Raw genomic sequence first — 19,073 nt, 5'->3', positions numbered from 1 at the left:
GAAAGCTTCGAGTGCTTCGTCGCGGCGGGTTCGTGAAGACGGGCAAGGGCATTCTGGTGTATTGCGGCACCCGGATTTCGCTCCGCGTCTTCCGGCGCCGGGCTATTGACCGCTCTCGGCCAGAGCCTTGAGACATGGCTTGCTGAGCTTGGCGCGATTTTCTTTCAGGCATCCCAAAATTGCGAAATCGTCCTCCTTCATCACCGGACGGCAATGACGGGACACATCCTTTGAACAGGCGCGCTGCTGGTCGGACGTTCCGCCGCGTCGAGAGTCTTGGGCGAAAGCGGCGGTAACGGCTGCGGACAGCACGGCGGCGATGAGGATCGTTCGAACCATTGCTCTTGCTCCTCAGTCAGGGGACAGGCCGGAGCACGGAATGATGACCGCGCCATTTCAAACCCAAAACGCGGGTTGTTGTTCCATTCTCTCCGGATTTCGCCGCGCTCCAATCCGGGCTACGCTTTCTGCCGTCCCGCAACCGGAGCCGCGCCCATGGCCGACCGCATTCTCGTCCTTTATGGCTCCTACCGTTCCGACCGGATGGGCATTCGCCTCGCGGACTTCATCGTCAAAAGTTTGCGCGAGCGCGGCGCAGATGCGGAATTGATCGACGCGAAAGCCGTCGGCCTGCCGATGCTGGACCGGATGTACAAGGAGCATCCGAAAGGCGGGGCGCCCACCGCGATGGAAGAACTCGCGCAGAAGATCATCGCCGCCGACGGCTTTGTATTCGTCACCGGCGAATATAACTGGGGCCTGCAGCCGGGCCTGAAGAATCTCACCGATCATTTTCTGGAGGAATGGTTCTGGCGCCCGGCGGCCATCGCCAGCTATTCGGCGGGACGGTTTTCCGGCGCGCGGGCGGCGCTGGCGTGGCATGGCACGCTGTCGGAGATGGGCATGGTGGTAACCTCGAGCACCATCGCGGTCGGACCGATTGGACAATCGCTCTCTGAAGCAGGAGAGCCGACCGGCGAGGGTGGCAAGGCGCTCGCAAGATCGTTCCCGCGCTTCGCCGACGACCTGATGTGGTGGGTCGAAGCCGCGAAGACGCAGCGCGCGAAAAAGAAGCCGCCGTATTGAGGGGCATAATAATCCTATCTTCCGCTCATCCCCGCGCATGCGGGGATCCAGAGGGCGACACGACATGAGGTTCTTCGCCGACGTGCGCAATTTGTTTGACGATCTGTCGCCGTAGCCCTGGGTCCCCGCTTTCGCGGGGACGAGCGGATACGCGTGTGTTCGGCGCCTATTTCTCCAGTCTCAATGGACCCGAACCCAAGGAGCCGGACATGAGCAATACTCAAGCGCGCAGCGACATGAAGCTCGAGGTCGTCGTCATCCCCGTGTCGGACGTCGATCGCGCCAAAAGCTTTTATGGCGGATTGGGTTGGCGGCTGGATGCCGACTTTGCCGCCGGTGACGACTGGCGCGTGATCCAGTTCACGCCGCCCGGTTCGCCATGCTCGGTCATATTTGGAAAGAATGTCACTGCGGCGGCTCCGGGCTCCGCGCAGGGGCTATATCTGATCGTTTCCGACATTGAGGTGGCCCGCAACGAGTTGCTCGGTCGCGGCGTCAAGGTCGGCGACGTGTTTCACGGCGTCGGAAACAAGCACACCGGCACGGACGAGCCTTTCCTGTCCGGGCGGCATCGGGTCGGCGGCCCGGCTCCCCATCGCAGCAGCTACGGCTCATACGCCTCGTTCAGCGATCCGGACGGCAACGGCTGGCTGTTCCAGGAGATCACCACGCGATTGCCCGGACGTGTGGAGGCGGGAGACACGATTTTCACCTCATCGGCTGAACTCGCGGCGGCGCTGACGCGCGCTGCGGTTGCGCACGGCGAGCACGAGAAGCGGACCGGCGGCAAACACGACGAGAACTGGCCGGACTGGTACGCCGCGTACATGGTGGCGGAGCAGGCGGGGGCACCGTTGCCGACATAAGCGGCTGGAGCGCCGGAACTCGCGCGGGATGTTAGCTGTAGCGCCGCCGGGCTGGGCGGAGTAGATACCCGACCCATGGATGAGGCGCGACCGGCCGCATGGCGAACGCATGCAGCGTGAAGGCTCGCCCCGGATTGAAGCAATGAAAGGACAAGAGACATGATCGAGACCGTTGGCATCATCGGAGCCGGCACCATGGGGAACGGCATCGCGCAGATTAGCGCGGCTGCGGGGCTTACGGTCGTGATGGTTGATATTTCCGACGCGGCCGTCGCGCGCGGTGTGGCGACCATCGGCGGGAGCCTCGATCGGCTGGTCAAGAAAGAGAAGATGACACCGGACGACCGCGATGCCGTGCTGGCGCACATTACCGCGACGACCGACAAGTCCAAACTGTCCTCATGCGATCTGGTGATCGAAGCGGCGACCGAGAACGAGGATCTGAAAATCAAGATCCTCAAGGACCTTTGCGCCAACCTGCAGCCGCGCGCGCTGGTCGCCACCAACACCTCGTCGATCTCGGTCACCCGGCTCGCTGCGGCGACGGATCGTCCGGATCGCTTCATCGGCATGCACTTCTTCAATCCGGTGCCGGTGATGCAGTTGCTCGAACTGATCCGTGGCCTGCAGACCTCCGACGACACCCACGCCAAGGCGCTCGCCTTTGCCCAGCGCGTCGGCAAGGTGGCAGTCACTGCCAAAAACAGTCCGGGCTTCGCGGTCAACCGCATCCTGTGCCCGATGATCAACGAGGCGGTGTTCGCGCTGCAGGAAGGCATCGCTTCAGCAGAGGAGATCGACGCCGGCATGAAGCTCGGATGCAATCATCCGATCGGCCCGCTCGCTCTGGCCGATATGATCGGCCTCGATACCATGCTGTCGGTGATGGAGGTGTTCTACACCGGATTCAACGATCCGAAGTACCGGCCCGCGCCGCTTCTGAAGGAGATGGTCGATGCCGGACTCCTCGGCCGCAAGACGGGGCGCGGGTTCTACGAGTACGCCAAGGCGGGCTGAGCCTGCTCGGCCCTGAAGCTTTCGAGCGAAGCGGGTACCGGTTCGCCTGAAAAAACGCGCTAAATGAAAAGCTGGAGTCCGGCTTTGATTTGATCAAAGCCGGGCAGGCTCTACGGCCGCATGAACGCGAAGTCCGCGTCGGGGTCGCAGTTGTCAGCAAGGAAGTGCAGTTCCGACTGCACGTCGGAGACACTCCTTGTCTCAAGATACTTCGTAACGATGAGACCGAGCAGCGAGCGGCAAACGCCGTCGTCATCCAATCCTGCGGCTTTTGCTTCCGCCAGAGCCGCCGCGAAGTGACGGCTTGCGATTTCGGATGCGGACATTTTGGCTTCCCTGTCTGTTGGTCCCGGCTTGTACACCGGAACCATACCCGGCCCTTGATCCGGATCAAACAGGCGTGCGCCAGCGGCGCTTATTCCGCTCCGGAATAGGGCCTCGGCGCTTCTCTCCCGGACATTTTTTCCATGGACCCCGGGCCAGTCAGCCACAAGGGTGCGCGGGCCGTTTGCCTCGGGGCGGCCTTGTCGATGATGACGGTCATCATGGTCAGCTGTGTATGAATCAGGACGGGATCGTCGGTCGCAGATGCGGCCTTGATCAGGGTGCGGAGATGTTTGAACGCCTGAGCTGACTCCATGCGGTCTCTCCTGTGTGCTCAATCTGAAGATCTAACTCGAAAGACTTAACTCCAAGGGCTTCAACTCCAAGGGCTCTCGACGGTTGGCCTGGAACGGCTGCGTTGGGCGATCCGCTCCAGCGCCTGAGCGACCTGATCGCTGTCGAGTACGGACCGCAGACTGTCGATTGTTGTTTTGCGGTCCTGTGCCCCAGAGCCGGTGTCGCGGCCGAGGATGCGACGCGCTTCCTGAACAGCCGCGATGACAGTTTCCTGATCGTCCATTGTCGTGAACCCCGCCTTCTCACACACAGCTTGAGAGTTTCAACCCGGAGGCAGCGGTTTCGTTCCAAACGGCTAAGTGCGGCCGGGGCGTGTTCCTCGCAGTCGCGAAAAATGCAATGCCCGCTACGGCTTGCCTCCGGTCCCGACGCGGTCCGGCTTGGCATCAGGTGTATCCGATGGCCGCGCGAGACGTGCGCGCCGCGCGCTGACGGTTCGTGCCCAGACCTCGTGAAATTTTTTGGCAACACGCATGTCGATATGCGGACCGATCAGTTTCGTCATCGCGAAGGTGAGGTCCTCGTATTCGTACTCGCAGCCTTCGGCGCGCTTTTTCGGCAGGAAATCCTTTTCGACGATGTCGGCAAACATCTTCTTGTCTGCGCCATAAGCGATGCACAGGACGTTGAACGCGCGCTGGGCGGGCAGGGAATGTTCGTCCGAAAACGCATTGAGCGGAACGGTGACGTGCGGTCCCTGCGGCATCTGGATGTTGTAGCCGTAGGCGGAGCCCAGGATCATCCGGCGGGCCTCGTCCTTGCCGAGCCGGAGCATGACGTAGGCAGCGAACTGATCGGCAGCGTCTTCCTCACGGCCGAGCACGGGAATCTCCAGCATATGGAAGACCGCGTGTCCGGTTTCGTGCAGGAACACATCGAGTGCCGGACCCAGCATTGTGTCCGCCCGGGAAATGCCGATGGGAAGATCCTGCTTTGGCGCGTTCTTCTGGATCTCCGCCAACAGTTCATAACAGACCGTGATGACTTCATTCTCATACCAGGCGTTGGCGACGCCATCGCAGCCAGCGACCCTCATCATCAACGGATAGGGCAGGCGCAGAGGACTGAGCAACTCCTGCAGGTTTTCGAGGGCATGGCCCTGCTTCATCTGATCGTGGATCGGCTGGTGCGCCGGATTCTTCGGCGGCACATACTCGTAGCGGATCTGATTGGGCTTGCCTCTGGGGGCTGCGTTCGCGGTGGCGATGGCGGACAGTGAAAGAACCATGACCGCTGCGGCGACAATCGCAGCCGTCGCCGCGGGCTTTGGCCGCACAGAGCTGCGCGGCTTCCCGTCCGGCGCGAATGCGCGATCCATGGGACTGGGCATGCATGTCCTCCCGCTGGCGGGCTTGGGTCTTACGGTTCGATCAAGAGCAGCAAGAATGCGCGCGTTCCGTCAACCGGAAAGTGAACGCTGTACGCGGTTGCCTCAGGCGGGGCGGCGGCTTACATCAGCCGCATGACCGACCAGACAACTCTCGCCATTCACACCTTCCATCCCGACCTGACCGAACAAAAGATCGCTCAACTCGTGGCGACATTCTACGGCCGCGCCCGCGCCGACGATGTCATCGGGCCGATCTTCAACACGGTGGTGAAAGACTGGGACCATCATATCGCGCAGATCAGCGATTTCTGGTCGTCGATGCTGCTCAAGACCGGCCGCTACGAAGGCCGCCCCATGCGCCCGCATCTGATGCTGCCGATCAAGGGCGAACACTTCGACCGCTGGCTTCAGCTATTCGAAAAGACCGCGCGCGAAATCTTCGAGGGCGACGTGGCCGAGGCCTTCATCATCCGCGCCCGCCGCATCGCCGACAGCTTCGAGATGGGCATCGCCACCACGCGCGGCGAGATCGCAAAGCCGAGGCATAGCGTGTAAGCGGGCGAGGGAGCTGATTTGCAGTCAGCTCCCTCGATCGTCGTGCCTCGGGGCGTAGCCCTCACTCTATGATTTCGATCCCGGCGGCGGAGACCATCTTGCGGTGGATGTCGAGCTGCCGCTTTACCAGCGCTCCGAGTTCTTCCGGCGTTGACGGCGTCAGCGCAAAATCCTGCTCGACCATCCGCTGCTTCACTGCGGGATCGGACATGGCTTCCTTGAATGCGGTGTTCAGCAAGACAACGATGTCGCGGGGCATGTTCGGCGGACCGAACAAGCCTAGCCATGGCTCGATCTTGAAATCCGGAAAGCCTGCTTCGGCCATGGTAGGCACATCCGGCGCGGCGGCGCTGCGCTTTTCGAGAATGGTCGCCAGTGCCAGGATCTTTCCGTCCTTCACCTGAGGAAGACCCGTGCCGGACGTCGCTACCATCGCCTGGATACGGTTGGTAATCAGATCGGTGATGGCGGGCGGCTCGCCCTTGTAGGGAACAGGCGTCACATCGAGATTGTTCGCGGCGACAACAGACGCGAAAGCCAGGCGGCCCGTGATGTTGCCCGAGCCGTAGGCGAGTTTGCCGGGATTGGCCTTGGCATAGGCAATCAACTCCAGCAGGGTTTTGGCCGGGACATCCTTGCTGACGTAAAGAAAGAAGTTGTAGCGGCCGATCTCGGTGATCGGCGTGAAATCGGCGGTCACATCGTAGGGCGGCGTCTTGCGCGTGGCCGGCACCCCGGACATCGCGCTGTTGGTCGCGAGCATGATGGTATAGCCGTCCGCCGGGCTGCGTTTCAGTTCGTTTGCCGCGATCGCGCCGTCCGCGCCGGGCTTGTTGTCGATGATGATCTGCTGGCCCAGCTTTTTCGAGATATTCTCGCCAAACGTGCGCGCGATCACGTCGGTGGAGGAACCGGCCGGGAAGTGGACGATGAGCCGGACCGGACGGGTGGGAAAGTCGGCAGCCGAGGCCTGGCCGATGCCCAGGACCATGCAAGTCGCGATCAAAATCTTCCGCAAAACGGTCTCCTCCGCAGGGGTTTCTGTGTGCTTTTGCGCCCACATAGGAAGTGGACCGTCCAATGAGTCAAATGATATATATCGCGTGGATCAATCGATGGCATCAATGAATGGTTGAGCTTCGGCACCTTCGGTATTTTCTGGAAATTGCACGCTCCGAGCACATTACGCGCGCGGCCGAAGCGCTGCATGTGACCCAGTCAACGCTGTCGCACCAGATCGGACAGCTTGAGGCGCTGCTCGGAACCCGGCTCTTTGATCGCGTCGGGCGCGGAATTCAGCTGACCGACGCGGGACGAACATTCTCGGACTACGCGCGTCGTGCGTTGGAGGAGGTCGACGAGGGACGGTTTGCGCTGGATGGTCTTCGTGACCTCGTGCGTGGCCGGGTCCGGATCGGAGTCATCCATACCTACAACACCACGCTGCTCCCCGCCGTGATCGCGGAGTTCGCGCATTCGTATCCAGGAATTCATATCTCTATCGAGGATCTGCCGGCGCCGGACATCGCGGCGCAGGTTGCGAGCGGCGCGCTTCATCTGGGTCTGTCGTTCGCAACACCGGGGCGCATGGATGTAGAAGCGGAAGCGCTGTTCTCGGAGCGCCTGATGCTCGTCGTTCGGGACGATCATCCGCTTGCGCGGCGAAAATCCGTTCCCGCGCAGATGCTGCCCGGCCTGAGACTGGCGGTTCAGACCGAACGGTTCTTGTCGCGCCGTATCATCAATGCCGAGCTTGGGAAATGGATCGAGCGCGACATATGGCTGGAGATGAGTTCGATCGATGCGATGCTTGAGACTATTCGTCTTCAGGGTCAGACGGCCGCGATCCTGTTCGAGCGGGCCATCGGCGAAGAGAGCGGACTGAGACAGATCGAGATCGTGCAGCCCGGCGTGACGAGGACAGCCGCGATCATCTGGCGCAACGGCCGTGCGCGAAGCCGCGCGGCGACCGAAATCGCCGCAGCCGTCCGGCGGCACTGCAAGGCCGCGGGACTATCGGTGAAGCGAACGGCGCGGCGCTAATGGCGCGGGCAACTGACAGTCAGCTGCCCGCGATTGACGCCGCCAACGTTAGTCGATCTTCGTTAGTCGATCTTGACGTCGGCCGCGGTGATGACCTGCTTCCAGCGCGCGACTTCCTCGCCGACGAACTTCCGGAATTCGTCCGGCGTGGTGCCCATGGCGACGATACCCTGCTGTTCAAGCTTTTTCTTGAGGTCGGGATCGGCGAGGGCTTTCTTTGCCTCGGCAGCCACGCGCTCGACGATCTCCTTGGGCACGCCCGCCGGCGCGACGATGCCAGCCCAGGTCCCGGAGGCAAAATCCTTCACGCCTTGCTCGTTCAGGGTCGGCATATCGCCGGCCGCCGGAACGCGCTCCTTCGCAGCCACGCCGAGCGCCTTGGCGTTGCCCGCGCGCACCTGCTCCATCAATGGCCCGATGATATCGAACATGACGTTGATCTGGCCGCCCACCAGATCCTGCAGCGCGCCTGCCGTGCCCTTGTAGGGCACGTGCTGAAGATTGATGCCTTCGCGGCTCTTGAGCATCTCCATGGTCAGGTGCGCCGCAGAGCCGACGCCGCTGGACGCGAAATTGAGCTGGCCCGGCTTCGCCTTGGCCAGCGCGATCAACTCCTTCATGTCTTTCGCAGGCAACGAGGGCGTCGCGATCAGGATCAGCGGCGCGACGCTCATCAGCGAGACATAGGTGAAATCCTTTTCCGTGTTGTAAGGCAGGTTTGCCTTGAGCGTCGCATTGACCGCATGGGCCGCGATCACGGTGCCGAAGGTGTAGCCGTCGGGCGCGGCCTTGGCGACCACGTCGGTGCCGATCGCGGCGTTGGCGCCCGGCTTGTTTTCGATGACGATGCTCTGCCCAAGCGCGGCCGCCATCTTCTCGGAGACAAGGCGCGCCATCATGTCGGTGTAGCCGCCCGGCGTGTAGGGCACGACCATGCGGATCGGCCGGGTCGGCCAGCTCTGGGCCGAGGACTGGGCTGATGCGTTTCCGGCGCAAGTGGAGATGACGACGAGCGCTCCCAGCGCGCGGACGAGGCATTTCATGTGGTGTTTCCTTCTGATGCGCGGCTTCCGGGCGGCGGTGTGTCGGCCGCCCAACCGCATTTTGATTATTGCTTGTTCTTCCCGCGCCGCGTGGGTGCCGCGCCGGCAGGCTTGGATGCTATATCAATTAAGAGCAGGATGGAAAGGTGGCGGCATCGCAAGCACACGCGGCGAGATCGCGCGGCCAGGTTTGGACGAAGGGACTTGCAGATGACCTTGCTGGGTCGCGCCGCCGTGGCGATGTGGTGGGACATGGCTCCCGACCGGCGCGCCGAATTCGAGGATTGGCACTCGCACGAGCATTTTCCCGAGCGAATGAGCATTCCGGGATTTCTTCGCGGATCGCGCTGGTCCGCCGCGGACGGAAGTGAGGGCTTCTTCGTCATTTACGAATTGGACGCCTACGAGACGCTCACGTCCGAGTACTATCTCGCCCGGCTGAACGATCCGACGCCGTGGTCAAAGAAGATGATGCCACATCATCGCAACATGGTGCGCAGCCAGTGCCGGGTGATCGCCAGTCACGGCGGCGGTGTCGCGAGCGTGATGGTGACGCTGCGATTGTCGCCGCAGCCGGGCAGGGAGGACGCGCTGTCCGCGTATTTGCGCGATGCCCTGGTGGCGCTGCCGTCGCGGCCCGGCGTCACGGGAGCGCACCTTCTCCAGACGGACACGCCCAAATCCGGCGTCACCACCGAGCAGCGCATTCGCGGCGGTGCTGATGCGGCGGCGGACTGGATCGTTCTTGTGTCAGGATACAGCGACGAGGCCCTGCGGCAGGTTCTGTTGTCCGAGCTTCAACCGACGGCGTTGGAAGCAGCCGGCGCGTCAGCCGGTCCATCGTCATCGGTTTTTCGACTGGCATTCTCGATGACGTGCGACGACGTGACATCGACGCGCTCGCCGTAAAGTGCGCGTAGCCTAGCGCGGGGATCGCTTCCCGTTGATGAACCGGCAGGGAAGCCGCAGTTACTTGCGCGGCGTGAGGTCGATCGAGCGCACGAGGATGCGCGACGCGCCAGCTTCCAGATTTCCGGCGAGATATTTTTTGGCGGCGCAATCGGTGATGCGGTCCTGCAGACGCGCAAACTGGTCGCCGCGCTGGCTTTCGCGGACGTTGCGCGCCTTCTCGGCGTCGTCCATCGCCGAGTCCGAGACGCCGCACTGAATTTCGGTTTCGCCGTCAGCCATGAAGAACAGGAACGTGCCGGTCTGGTAATCGTGACCCTGGGCGCGAAGGAAGGTGAGTGACATGGGGATCGTCCTTTCAGGCATGAGATGCCGTGCCCTGAAAGAGTATAGCGCACTTACGGCGCGCGCAGCGGAGTATCTTCTGCGGATGTCCTTGAATGTGTCGGGGGACGCTTTGGGGGACTTTAGCGGCGGGCGGTCGGGATCACCGGGACAAGCCCGGTGATGAGTGTTTGCTCAGCGCCAGCCGAGTGCTGGGGCAACATGCTTCAGGATCGATTCAATGACATGCGCATTGTAATCGACGCCCAACTGATTTGGCACGGTCAGCAGCAGCGTATCGGCTTCCGCGATGCCTTCATCCGACTTCAACTGTTCGATCAGCTTGTCCGGCTCGGCCGTATAGCCGCGCCCGAAAATCGCCTGCATATCCGCCTCGATGAATCCGATCTGGTCGCCGCCCTCATTGCCGTGCCCGAAATAGTCGCGGTCGCGATCGTCCATCAGGGCGAAGATGCTGCGGCTGACAGAGACGCGCGGCGTGCGCGTGTGGCCCGCTTCCTTGTAGGCTTCGCGATAGAGGCGGATCTGCTTGGCCTGCTGCACATGGAAAGGCTCGTTGGTCTCGTTCTTCTTCAGCGTCGAGCTTTGCAGGTTCATGCCGAGCTTGCCCGCCCACACGGCGGTCGCGTTGGACGCGGCACCCCACCAGATGCGGTCGCGCAGGCCTTCGGAATGCGGCTCAAGCCGCAACAGTCCCGGCGGGTTGGGAAACATCGGGCGCGGGTTCGGCTGCGCGAAACCTTTGCCCCGGATGATGTCGTAGAATACCTCGCCGTGGCGTCGGCCCATGTCGGCGTCGGTTTCACCTTCGGCAGGCTGATAGCCGAAATGGCGCCAGCCCTCGATGACCTGCTCGGGCGAACCGCGGCTGATGCCCAACTGCAAACGCCCGCCCGCGATGAGATCGGCAGCGCCCGCGTCCTCCGCCATGTAGAGCGGGTTCTCGTAGCGCATGTCGATCACGGCGGTGCCGATCTCGATCTTGCTGGTCTTGGCGCCGACGGCGGCAAGCAGCGGGAAGGGCGAGGCGAGCTGGCGCGCGAAATGGTGCACGCGGAAATACGCGCCGTCCGCGCCAAGCTCTTCGGCAGCGACGGCGAGATCGATGGATTGCAGCAGCGTGTCAGAGGCGGTTCGCGTTTGTGAATGCGAGGAGGGCGACCAGTGGCCGAAGGAGAGAAATCCGATTTTCTTCATTGAGGCGGGGGACTCGTGCGTGTGCGATCCGTCCTAGATGGGGTTGCAGGCGCGTGAGGCAAGGTCGTGAAGATGGCTAGCTGAATGTTTGGCTGGCGCTCTAACCCAAAGTTTAGCGGTTTTGGAAAGCAACAAAGAAATCTATGAGTTTTTTATGGCGATCCAACTTTGATAAGTCTAACGGCAAATCCATGAATTCTTGCAGTTCTTTAAGGTCAGAAAACTTGGCGCCGTGATTTAGACAGAAGAATATCGCTTGGCCTGCAAGTGTATCGGCTTGCAACAAAATAGCTTGTGCTTCCTTGCTGATGCCCTCGGAAGCGTGAACGCTTCCATTTCTACGTATTCGAATGTGGTTAGCGATCAAGCGGGCATCACTGGAGTCTTTGAATAATTTAACTACTCGGTTGATGAGCACATCGTATTTATCTGCACCCGTAATTTTCTCAAGCACCTGCCAGATGCCAAGCAGTGATGCATCCGATTCGTGAAGATCAAGCGCGCGGCAATATTGAATCAGCGCAGCTGACAAATCTTCTTGCAGGGGATTTCCTTGAAGTTTGCCCCACCATTTTTTAAGCGATTTTTTGTAGTCTTTCGTGTCTTTGAATTTTATGCTCGGAAGATCATGAGTCCACCGAGGCTCGTACCAAAACATTTCCATTGCGAGTGAACCGTCGGGCTGGTGGACCGTATGGTATGGCCCGCGACGAAATCTATTCACCGCGTGTGGCGGTGTTAAATCTGAAAATGGATTGATGTCATTTCCTGAATTTATCAGAAGATTTAAAAGCCCGCGCAGACGGTCCAGAGAATCGCTTGCTTGATTATGTGCGTCATGTGCGTCGTATGCAGAAACGTGAACAAGGATCGGTGTTAATTCGTTGCTATCTTCAGGAACCTTTCTAGCTCTGCGTATATTTTTTAATCCAGCGCGCGCAACTGTCGCCGCCTTCATGAATTTTCCCTTGAAACTGGGATTCCAATAAATCTTAGCGTTTCCGTCGGATATCCAATCAAATAGCTTCGGTCCTTCGTACGTTAGAGTTGAATAGAAAACGAATTTTTGCTTTTTTCGCTTAGACAGCGCGAGAAACGCAGCTTCGCATTTTTCGATGAACGTATCGAGATTGTTTAACGGAAGCGCCGCATCGTTCAGAGCTTGTTCTATGCACGAATCTTTCAGTGACGTTGCCGCCGCGTCCGCTCGTATGGCGGTATTAATTACCGGGAGCCAATAGTGGTATTCTGCGGCATTGAACGAACAGCGATTTCCATTCGTTGTTCGCGCTTTGGCGAATTTTCCCAACAGCACATTGTTGTCGAAACCACTTCTCCAACTAAAATGCTTCGGCATTGCGGTCCTCTTCCAACGGTTTAGGTAGTAAAAAGCCCCGCTTTCACGGGGCTTTTGTATTTCAACTTAATTGGAGTACGACGCCTCAAGAACACCCCGTCGTGCTGCCGCACGTGTCGCACTTCATGCACGTGCCGTTACGGACCAGCGTGAAGTTCGAGCACTCGGTGCACATGTCGCCTTCATAGCCTCGGGCTTTCGCTTCCGCGCGGCGCTCGGCCTTGGATGGTGCAGCCTGAGCTGCCGAACCTGATTTGCTCCAGTTCTGCTGCTCCAGCTTTTCCGTCGGCGAGAGTTCGCGCTCGGGCTCGGCGACCTTGAGTGCCACCGCGCCCTCGACATTGTCCTGCCCGTCGTGATGCCGTGCGGTCGCGCCGGCTGACGCAATCGACGTGACGTTGCCGGACGCCTGCGCATCGACGCCGGCATGTGCGCCCCCTTGCATGACCACGAGCTTGTCGGTGCGCGAGCGGGTGAGGCCCTTGGAGACGAACTTGTTGCCGTCCGGATTGCGGCCTTCCTCGACGCCCTTGCCGAGCGCGTCGAACTGCGTCTCGCTCGGGTCGACGTGGGCGAGATCGAAGCGCGACTGGTACGACACAGCGAGTTCGCGGAACACGTAGTCGAGGATCGAGGTCGCGAACTTGATCGAGTCGTTGCCCTGCACCGGGCCCGCAGGCTCGAAGCGGGTGAAGGTGAAGGCGTCGACATACTCTTCCAGCGGCACGCCGTATTGCAGACCGAGCGAAACGGCGATGGCGAAGTTGTTGATGAAGGAGCGCAGCGCCGCGCCTTCCTTGTGCATGTCGATGAAGATCTCGCCGAGGCGGCCGTCATCGTATTCGCCGGTGCGCAGGTAAACCTTGTGCCCGCCAACGACTGCCTTCTGGGTGTAGCCCTTGCGGCGATCCGGCATCTTCTCGCGTTCGCGCATCACGATGATGCGCTCGACCAGCTTCTCGACGATCTTCTCCGAGACCTGGGTGGTGCGCGCCGCCATCGGCTTGTCGTAGAACGCCTCGATGGCATCTTCCTCTTCGTCATCATCGCTGATGAGCTGCGAGTTCAGCGGCTGCGAAAGCTTCGAGCCGTCGCGATAGAGCGCGTTGGCCTTGAGCGCGAGCTTCCACGACAGCAGGTAAGCGGATTTGCAATCCTCCACCGTGGCGTCGTTCGGCATGTTGATGGTCTTGGAAATCGCACCCGAGATGAAAGGCTGCGACGCCGCCATCATGCGGATGTGGCTTTCCACCGAGAGATAACGCTTGCCGACCTTGCCGCAGGGGTTGGCGCAATCGAACACGTTGTAGTGCTCGGCCTTCAGATGCGGCGCGCCTTCCACGGTCATCGCACCGCAGATGTGGATGTTGGCGGCTTCGATCTCGCGCTTGCTGAAGCCCATAGCGGTGAGCAGGTCGAAGCCGGGGGCCGCGATGGCTTCCGGTTCGATCTTCAAGGTGTCGCGCAGGAAGTCTTCGCCGAAGGTCCACTTGTTGAAGGCGAACTTGATGTCGAAGGCGGTCGGCAATGCAGCCTCGGCCTTCTTCAGGGCTTCGTCGGTGAAGCCCTTGGCCTTCAGCGTCGAGGCGTTGACGCCGGGCGACTGGCCCAGCGAGCCGTGGCCGACCGCGTAGGCTTCGATCTCGGCGATCTGGTTCTCAGGATAGCCGAGCGCGCGCAGCGCTTCCGGAACGGCGCGGTTGATGATCTTCCAGTAGCCGCCGCCGGCGAGCTTCTTGAATTTCACCAGCGCGAAGTCCGGCTCGATGCCAGTGGTGTCGCAATCCATCACAAGGCCGATGGTGCCGGTCGGCGCGACCACTGTGGTCTGCGCGTTGCGGTAGCCGTGGGCTTCGCCGAGTTCGAGCGCCTGATCCCAGACGAACTTCGCGCGGGTGACGATGTCGCCCTGCGGGCAGCTCGCGTGATCGAGCGGCACGGGGTTCACAGCGAGTGCTTCATAGCCATTGGAATGGCCATGGGCGGCGCGGCGATGGTTGCGGATCACGCGCAGCATGTGCGCGGCGTTCTTCTTGTAGCCGGGGAAGGGGCCAAGCTCCTTCGCCATTTCGGCGGAGGTGGCGTAGCTGGTGCCGGTCATGACTGCGGTCAGCGCGCCGCACAGCGCGCGGCCTTCCTTGGAGTCATACGACAGACCCATGGTCATCAGCAGGCCGCCGATGTTGGCGTAGCCGAGGCCCAGCGTGCGGTACTCATAGGAGAGTTCAGCGATCGGCTTCGACGGAAACTGCGCCATCATGACGGAGATTTCCAGCACGACGGTCCACAGGCGACACAGATGCTCATAGGCTTCGATGTCGAAGCGGCGGGTCTGCGTGTCATAGAAGGTCAGCAGGTTGGCGGAGGCGAGGTTGCACGCCGTGTCGTCGAGGAACATGTATTCCGAGCACGGATTGGACGCGCGGATGTCGCCGCTGGCTTTACAGGTGTGCCAGTCGTTCATGGTGGTGTTGTAGTGCAGGCCGGGATCGGCCGACGCCCAGGCGGCGTAACCGATTTTCTCCCACAGGTCGCGGGCCTTCAGCGTCTTCATCACCTTCTTGCTGGTGCGGGCGTTGAGATTCCAGTCGCCGTCGGTTTCCACCGCGCGCAGGAAATCGTCCTTCAGCGAGACGGAGTTGTTCGAGTTCTGGCCGGCAACGGTGAGATACGCTTCCGAATCCCAGTCGGTGTCGTAGGTGTCGAACGAGATGTCGGTGTAGCCCTGCTTGGCGAACTGCATCACGCGCTTGATGAGATTGTCCTGCACCATGGCGCGGCGCGCGAACTTGATCTCACGGCGGAGCGCCGGGTTCTTCTCGGGGTCGAAGCAGTCGTCGCCTGAACCTTCGCAGTTCACGCAGGCCTTCATGATGGCCTTGAGGTGCTTCTGGTTGATCTTGGAGCCGGTGACGAGAGCGGCGACCTTCTGCTCTTCCTTCACCTTCCAGTCGATATAGGTCTCGATATCCGGATGGTCGGCATCGACCACGACCATCTTGGCCGCGCGGCGCGTGGTGCCGCCGCTCTTGATGGCGCCCGCTGCGCGGTCGCCGATCTTGAGGAAGGACATCAGGCCGCTTGAGCGGCCGCCGCCGGAAAGCTTTTCGCCTTCGCCACGCAGGCGCGAGAAGTTGGAGCCGGTACCGGAGCCGTACTTGAACAGGCGCGCTTCGCGGACCCACAGGTCCATGATGCCGCCTTCGTTGACGAGGTCGTCGTCCACGCCCTGGATGAAGCAGGCGTGCGGCTGCGGATGCTCGTAGGACGATTTGGATTTGGTTAGCTTGCCGGTCTTCCAGTCCACATAGTAGTGGCCCTGGCCCGGACCATCGACACCGTAGGCCCAGTGCAGTCCGGTATTGAACCATTGCGGCGAGTTCGGCGCGACCATCTGCTTGGCGAGCATGAAGCGCAGTTCGTCATAGAACGCGCGCGCGTCTTCTTCCGACGAGAAGTACGAGCCCTTCCAGCCCCAGTAGGTCCAGCAGCCGGCGAGGCGATCGAACACCTGCTTGGCGGAATGCTCGCCGCCGATGCGCTCGGATTCGGGGAGGGCGGCGAGGGCTTCGGTGTCCGGCACCGAGCGCCACAGCCATGAGGGAATGGTTTCTTCCTCGACTTTCTTCAGGCGCGAGGCGACGCCGGCTTTACGGAAATACTTCTGCGCCAGAACGTCGGAGGCGACCTGCGACCAGAACTCGGGGACCTCGACGTTCTCAAGGCGGAACACCACCGAGCCATCGGGGTTGCGGATCTCGCTCGTCGTCAGCCGGAAGTCGATGGCGGCGTAGGGTGACTGGTCGGCTTTGGTGTAGCGGCGTTCGATGCGCATTGTAGTGCCCCGTCCTTTGCCGGCGCTCCCGTCCCTTGACGGTAAGCCGGAGATTTCAATTTGCGAACCGGTTCGTTCGCAGTGTTTGCCGTTCACGTCGTCCCGTTTCGGGTCCGAAGCCGCGGCCTGTTAACTCTGGTGGGCGCGATCCGGTCCCCAAACCGGCCTTGCCCGAACGCCCCAAACTCGCCTTATGCGCCACGGTTTGCCGCGGTTTCGCCTTTTGCCCGGACTGCCGCCCGGCTCCGAAAAAAGAGCAGACAAATCCACGTCCCGTGGCTTTGAGCGGCCTGACGGAGTTGTCGTTTTGACCCTTTTCGGGAGGTGCCCGGCGGGACTGAAAACCCCCGCGCCGAACAGTCCCAAAGCTAGGCCGACTCCATCCGGCACGTCAAGGATTAGTGTCGAAAGTTGAATCAAATACTAAATATGGTGGAAAATGCGAATTTCCAGCGGGATGGCGCATCGCCGGGATGGTTCGCATTGCGGGAAGTATCGGTGAGTCCTTGTGGATTCGGAAGCCGAAATCTCACCTCCTTGTGAGTTCCTCCAAGGTTTGTCGCGAGCCTCCAAAATCGCGTCTTGGGTATGCGCGCATTTTGCGGATTTCGGGTGGGGCAGGTGCGCGCGCGCGGTCTTTCTCCCCGTCATCCACATGGTGTGGAATTCGAGTCGAAGGGCCAAACCTGTGGACAGCCGCACGTCGCATGAAGCGCCGATCGAAACGTCGCCGGACGAGCGAGCCATCGCGCAGTTTCGATCACGGCCTGTCGGGAATCGTTGGCGCGGCTTGAACTGCATCGACCCGGCGCCTGCACAATCGCAGGGAGGTTCTGCCGCAAAGCGGGTGGCTGAACGCGCGAATCGCGGTCATGGTGCGGACGGTTCCCTCGGACTCTTCATTCCCATGACAGCCCAGATCTATCGAAGCGCGCCGGCACGCATAGCGCCCGCAGGGCTGGTTTTCCTCGGCATCATGACGCTGGGTGCCGGCATCAACTGGCCGGTTCAGAAGATATTGCTCGGCGAATGGCCGCCATTATCGGCGCGGGGGCTGTCGGGACTGGCGGGAGCGTGTCTGCTTGCCGTGCTCGCAATCGCGGCGCGCCAGAGTCTGCGCGTGCCGGAGGGCCAGCGGCTGCGAATCTGTATCTCCGCGTTCCTCAACATCACTTCCTGGGTGGTGATGATGGGATTCGCGCTCACAATTCTTCCTGCCAGCGAAGCTGCCATTCTCGCCTACACGATGCCGGTTTGGACGGCGGTGCTGGCATGGCCTGTACTCGGAGAACGGCTGACGCCATTGCGCATCGTCGCCATGATCATGGCGTTCGCCGGGATCGTGGTTCTGATGGGCGGCAGCGGCGTCGAGGCCAGCGTTGCCAAGTTGCCGGGCATCCTGCTGGCGTTGGCCACCGCCTTTACATATGCACTCGGCACCATTTTTCTGAAGCGGTTTCCGATCTCGATGCCGCCGATGGCCTCCGCGTCCTGGCAACTGGGGATCGGCTGCCTGCCTGTTGCGGCGTTTGGCGTCGCGATCGAGCGGCCCGACATCGCGGCGCTGTCCATCGTCGGCTGGAGTTGTCTCGCCTACAACGCCATCGTGCAGCAATGTATCGGCTATGCCTGCTGGCTTGCAGCCTTGCAGCGCATGCCGGCCTCCGCCGCCGCCATCGGTACCATGTTCGTGCCGGTGATCGGCGTGCTGGTGTCCGCGTATGTCATCGGCGAGCCTCTGGGCGCCGCGCAGATTGCCGCGCTCGTGCTGACAGTCGGTAGCGTCGCGCTGGCAGTGCGATCGTGAGTACGCCAACGATGAGCAGGGCGGGCTCCAAAATCGATCCGACAGGTGTGCTGCTGTTGGTCGCAACATCGATCGGCTGGGGACTGAACTGGCCCGTCACTAAACATCTTCTGACGGAATTGCCGCCGCTGTCGGTGCGGGGCCTGTCGGGAATCGTTGGTGCGGCGTTGCTCGCGCTGCTGGCGCTGGCGTTCCGGCAATCGCTGAAGGTGCCCCGCGCGCAGTGGGCGCGGCTTGTGCTGCTGTCCGTTCTGAACGTGACGGCGTGGATGGCGCTGATGGGCCTGGCGCTGGTTTATCTCCCGGCGAGCGAAGCGGCCGTGATGGCCTATTCGATGCCGGTCTGGGCTTCGATGCTGGCGTGGCCGATTCTGGGCGAGCGCATTTCACTGCTGCGCGTGGTCGCCATGGCGATGGCCATTACGGGCCTCGTGACGCTGATGGGCGGGGGAGGCATTACCGCCAGCTACGCGAAGCTGCCGGGGATACTGCTCGCGCTGGGAGGCGCGTTCCTGTTTGCTCTGGGTACGGTGTTCGGCAAACGCTGGCCGCTGACGCTGCCGCCTCTGACATCGGCGGTCTGGCAGATCCTGATCGGCTGCCTGCCGGTCGCCGTGGTTGGGCTCTTGATCGAGCAACCGCACTTTATGAGCCTGACGCCACTCGGCTGGACACTGTTCGGCTATTCGATCGTGGTCCAGTTCTGCGTCGCCTATGCCTGCTGGTTCGCCGCGCTGCAGCGGCTACCGGCGTCGGTCGCCGCCATCGGGACGTTGCTCGTGCCAGTGATCGGGGTGCTGGCTTCGGCGGCGGCACTCGGCGAACCGCTTGGTGTCGCGCAAATCGCGGCGCTCGGGTTCACCATTGCCGGCGTCGTGCTGGCGTCACGGTCCTAATGGACGTCTCAAAGCGCGCAAAAAGCGCCTGTTAACACTTCATTATTTGGCGCTGTCGCCCAAATGCAACAGCCCTTGGAACCGCCGCCTGCTAGGTTCCCCTGCG

19 protein-coding genes are annotated in these 19,073 nt (G+C 61.5%); 8 read left to right on the top strand and 11 right to left on the bottom strand.

What is annotated here, in order from left to right; translation table 11 throughout:
* Window positions 1–102 precede the first annotated feature (102 nt).
* A complete protein-coding gene (locus HNQ36_RS06115) occupies window positions 103–339 on the bottom strand; it encodes a hypothetical protein (RefSeq protein ID WP_184083090.1) in 237 nt (78 codons plus the stop codon).
* Between the two features lie 156 nt (window positions 340–495).
* Here HNQ36_RS06115 and HNQ36_RS06110 point away from each other — a divergent pair, with 156 nt between their 5' ends.
* From HNQ36_RS06110 to HNQ36_RS06100, 3 genes are all read left to right on the top strand, one after another.
* Window positions 496–1,086, top strand: a complete 591-nt coding sequence (locus HNQ36_RS06110; RefSeq protein ID WP_184083088.1) for an NADPH-dependent FMN reductase — start codon at window positions 496–498, stop codon at window positions 1,084–1,086.
* 209 nt (window positions 1,087–1,295) lie between these two features.
* Window positions 1,296–1,952 carry a VOC family protein gene (locus HNQ36_RS06105; RefSeq protein ID WP_184083086.1) on the top strand — a complete coding sequence of 219 codons (657 nt, stop codon included), beginning with the start codon at window positions 1,296–1,298 and terminating at the stop codon, window positions 1,950–1,952.
* A gap of 159 nt (window positions 1,953–2,111) precedes the next feature.
* The gene (locus tag HNQ36_RS06100; protein ID WP_184083084.1) at window positions 2,112–2,969 is read left to right on the top strand and encodes a 3-hydroxybutyryl-CoA dehydrogenase; all 858 of its coding nucleotides are present in this window, start codon (window positions 2,112–2,114) and stop codon (window positions 2,967–2,969) included.
* A gap of 110 nt (window positions 2,970–3,079) precedes the next feature.
* Here HNQ36_RS06100 and HNQ36_RS06095 read toward each other — a convergent pair whose 3' ends face one another.
* The 4 genes from HNQ36_RS06095 to HNQ36_RS06080 form a co-directional block, all read right to left on the bottom strand.
* A complete protein-coding gene (locus HNQ36_RS06095) occupies window positions 3,080–3,295 on the bottom strand; it encodes a hypothetical protein (RefSeq protein ID WP_184083083.1) in 216 nt (71 codons plus the stop codon).
* A gap of 89 nt (window positions 3,296–3,384) precedes the next feature.
* Window positions 3,385–3,609: a hypothetical protein gene (locus HNQ36_RS06090; RefSeq protein ID WP_184083081.1), complete on the bottom strand. Its 225-nt coding sequence runs from the start codon at window positions 3,607–3,609 to the stop codon at window positions 3,385–3,387.
* Window positions 3,610–3,669: 60 nt separating this feature from the next.
* Window positions 3,670–3,873, bottom strand: a complete 204-nt coding sequence (locus tag HNQ36_RS06085; RefSeq protein ID WP_184083079.1) for a hypothetical protein — start codon at window positions 3,871–3,873, stop codon at window positions 3,670–3,672.
* Between the two features lie 123 nt (window positions 3,874–3,996).
* Window positions 3,997–4,980 carry a DUF4344 domain-containing metallopeptidase gene (locus tag HNQ36_RS06080; protein ID WP_184083077.1) on the bottom strand — a complete coding sequence of 328 codons (984 nt, stop codon included), beginning with the start codon at window positions 4,978–4,980 and terminating at the stop codon, window positions 3,997–3,999.
* 132 nt (window positions 4,981–5,112) lie between these two features.
* Between HNQ36_RS06080 and HNQ36_RS06075 the strand changes: the two genes are divergently transcribed.
* Entirely contained in the window at window positions 5,113–5,535 is a 423-nt protein-coding gene (locus HNQ36_RS06075) for a group III truncated hemoglobin (RefSeq protein ID WP_184083075.1), read from the top strand.
* 61 nt (window positions 5,536–5,596) lie between these two features.
* Here the strand turns inward: HNQ36_RS06075 and HNQ36_RS06070 are convergent, their stop codons facing one another.
* Window positions 5,597–6,553, bottom strand: coding sequence for a Bug family tripartite tricarboxylate transporter substrate binding protein (locus HNQ36_RS06070; protein ID WP_246395294.1), 957 nt, complete (start codon window positions 6,551–6,553; stop codon window positions 5,597–5,599).
* A 110-nt stretch (window positions 6,554–6,663) separates the two neighbouring features.
* Here HNQ36_RS06070 and HNQ36_RS06065 point away from each other — a divergent pair, with 110 nt between their 5' ends.
* Window positions 6,664–7,578, top strand: a complete 915-nt coding sequence (locus tag HNQ36_RS06065; RefSeq protein ID WP_184083073.1) for a LysR substrate-binding domain-containing protein — start codon at window positions 6,664–6,666, stop codon at window positions 7,576–7,578.
* A 62-nt stretch (window positions 7,579–7,640) separates the two neighbouring features.
* On the opposite strand, the gene HNQ36_RS06060 is transcribed toward HNQ36_RS06065, so the two are convergent.
* A complete protein-coding gene (locus HNQ36_RS06060) occupies window positions 7,641–8,621 on the bottom strand; it encodes a Bug family tripartite tricarboxylate transporter substrate binding protein (protein WP_184083071.1) in 981 nt (326 codons plus the stop codon).
* Between the two features lie 210 nt (window positions 8,622–8,831).
* Between HNQ36_RS06060 and HNQ36_RS06055 the strand changes: the two genes are divergently transcribed.
* Window positions 8,832–9,530, top strand: coding sequence for a hypothetical protein (locus HNQ36_RS06055; RefSeq protein ID WP_184083069.1), 699 nt, complete (start codon window positions 8,832–8,834; stop codon window positions 9,528–9,530).
* 60 nt (window positions 9,531–9,590) lie between these two features.
* On the opposite strand, the gene HNQ36_RS06050 is transcribed toward HNQ36_RS06055, so the two are convergent.
* The 4 genes from HNQ36_RS06050 to HNQ36_RS06035 all read right to left on the bottom strand — a co-directional run bounded on the left by HNQ36_RS06050 (window position 9,591) and on the right by HNQ36_RS06035 (window position 16,264).
* A complete protein-coding gene (locus HNQ36_RS06050) occupies window positions 9,591–9,875 on the bottom strand; it encodes a DUF1488 family protein (protein WP_184083067.1) in 285 nt (94 codons plus the stop codon).
* 174 nt (window positions 9,876–10,049) lie between these two features.
* The gene (locus tag HNQ36_RS06045; RefSeq protein WP_184083065.1) at window positions 10,050–11,072 is read right to left on the bottom strand and encodes an LLM class flavin-dependent oxidoreductase; all 1,023 of its coding nucleotides are present in this window, start codon (window positions 11,070–11,072) and stop codon (window positions 10,050–10,052) included.
* A gap of 112 nt (window positions 11,073–11,184) precedes the next feature.
* Window positions 11,185–12,429, bottom strand: a complete 1,245-nt coding sequence (locus tag HNQ36_RS06040; protein ID WP_184083063.1) for a hypothetical protein — start codon at window positions 12,427–12,429, stop codon at window positions 11,185–11,187.
* Window positions 12,430–12,514: 85 nt separating this feature from the next.
* Entirely contained in the window at window positions 12,515–16,264 is a 3,750-nt protein-coding gene (locus tag HNQ36_RS06035; protein ID WP_184083061.1) for a vitamin B12-dependent ribonucleotide reductase, read from the bottom strand.
* A gap of 907 nt (window positions 16,265–17,171) precedes the next feature.
* Between HNQ36_RS06035 and HNQ36_RS06030 the strand changes: the two genes are divergently transcribed.
* Both HNQ36_RS06030 and HNQ36_RS06025 read left to right on the top strand, forming a co-directional pair.
* On the top strand, window positions 17,172–18,071 hold the full coding sequence (locus HNQ36_RS06030) for a DMT family transporter (protein ID WP_184083059.1): 900 nt from the start codon (window positions 17,172–17,174) through the stop codon (window positions 18,069–18,071).
* A gap of 11 nt (window positions 18,072–18,082) precedes the next feature.
* Window positions 18,083–18,967: a DMT family transporter gene (locus HNQ36_RS06025; RefSeq protein WP_184084074.1), complete on the top strand. Its 885-nt coding sequence runs from the start codon at window positions 18,083–18,085 to the stop codon at window positions 18,965–18,967.
* Window positions 18,968–19,073 lie beyond the last annotated feature (106 nt).

The sequence above is a fragment of the Afipia massiliensis genome (assembly GCF_014203115.1).
GTDB lineage: Bacteria > Pseudomonadota > Alphaproteobacteria > Rhizobiales > Xanthobacteraceae > Afipia > Afipia massiliensis.
The sequence above is the reverse complement of the archived record's forward strand: the minus strand, read 5'-3'. Positions and strand labels throughout refer to the sequence as shown.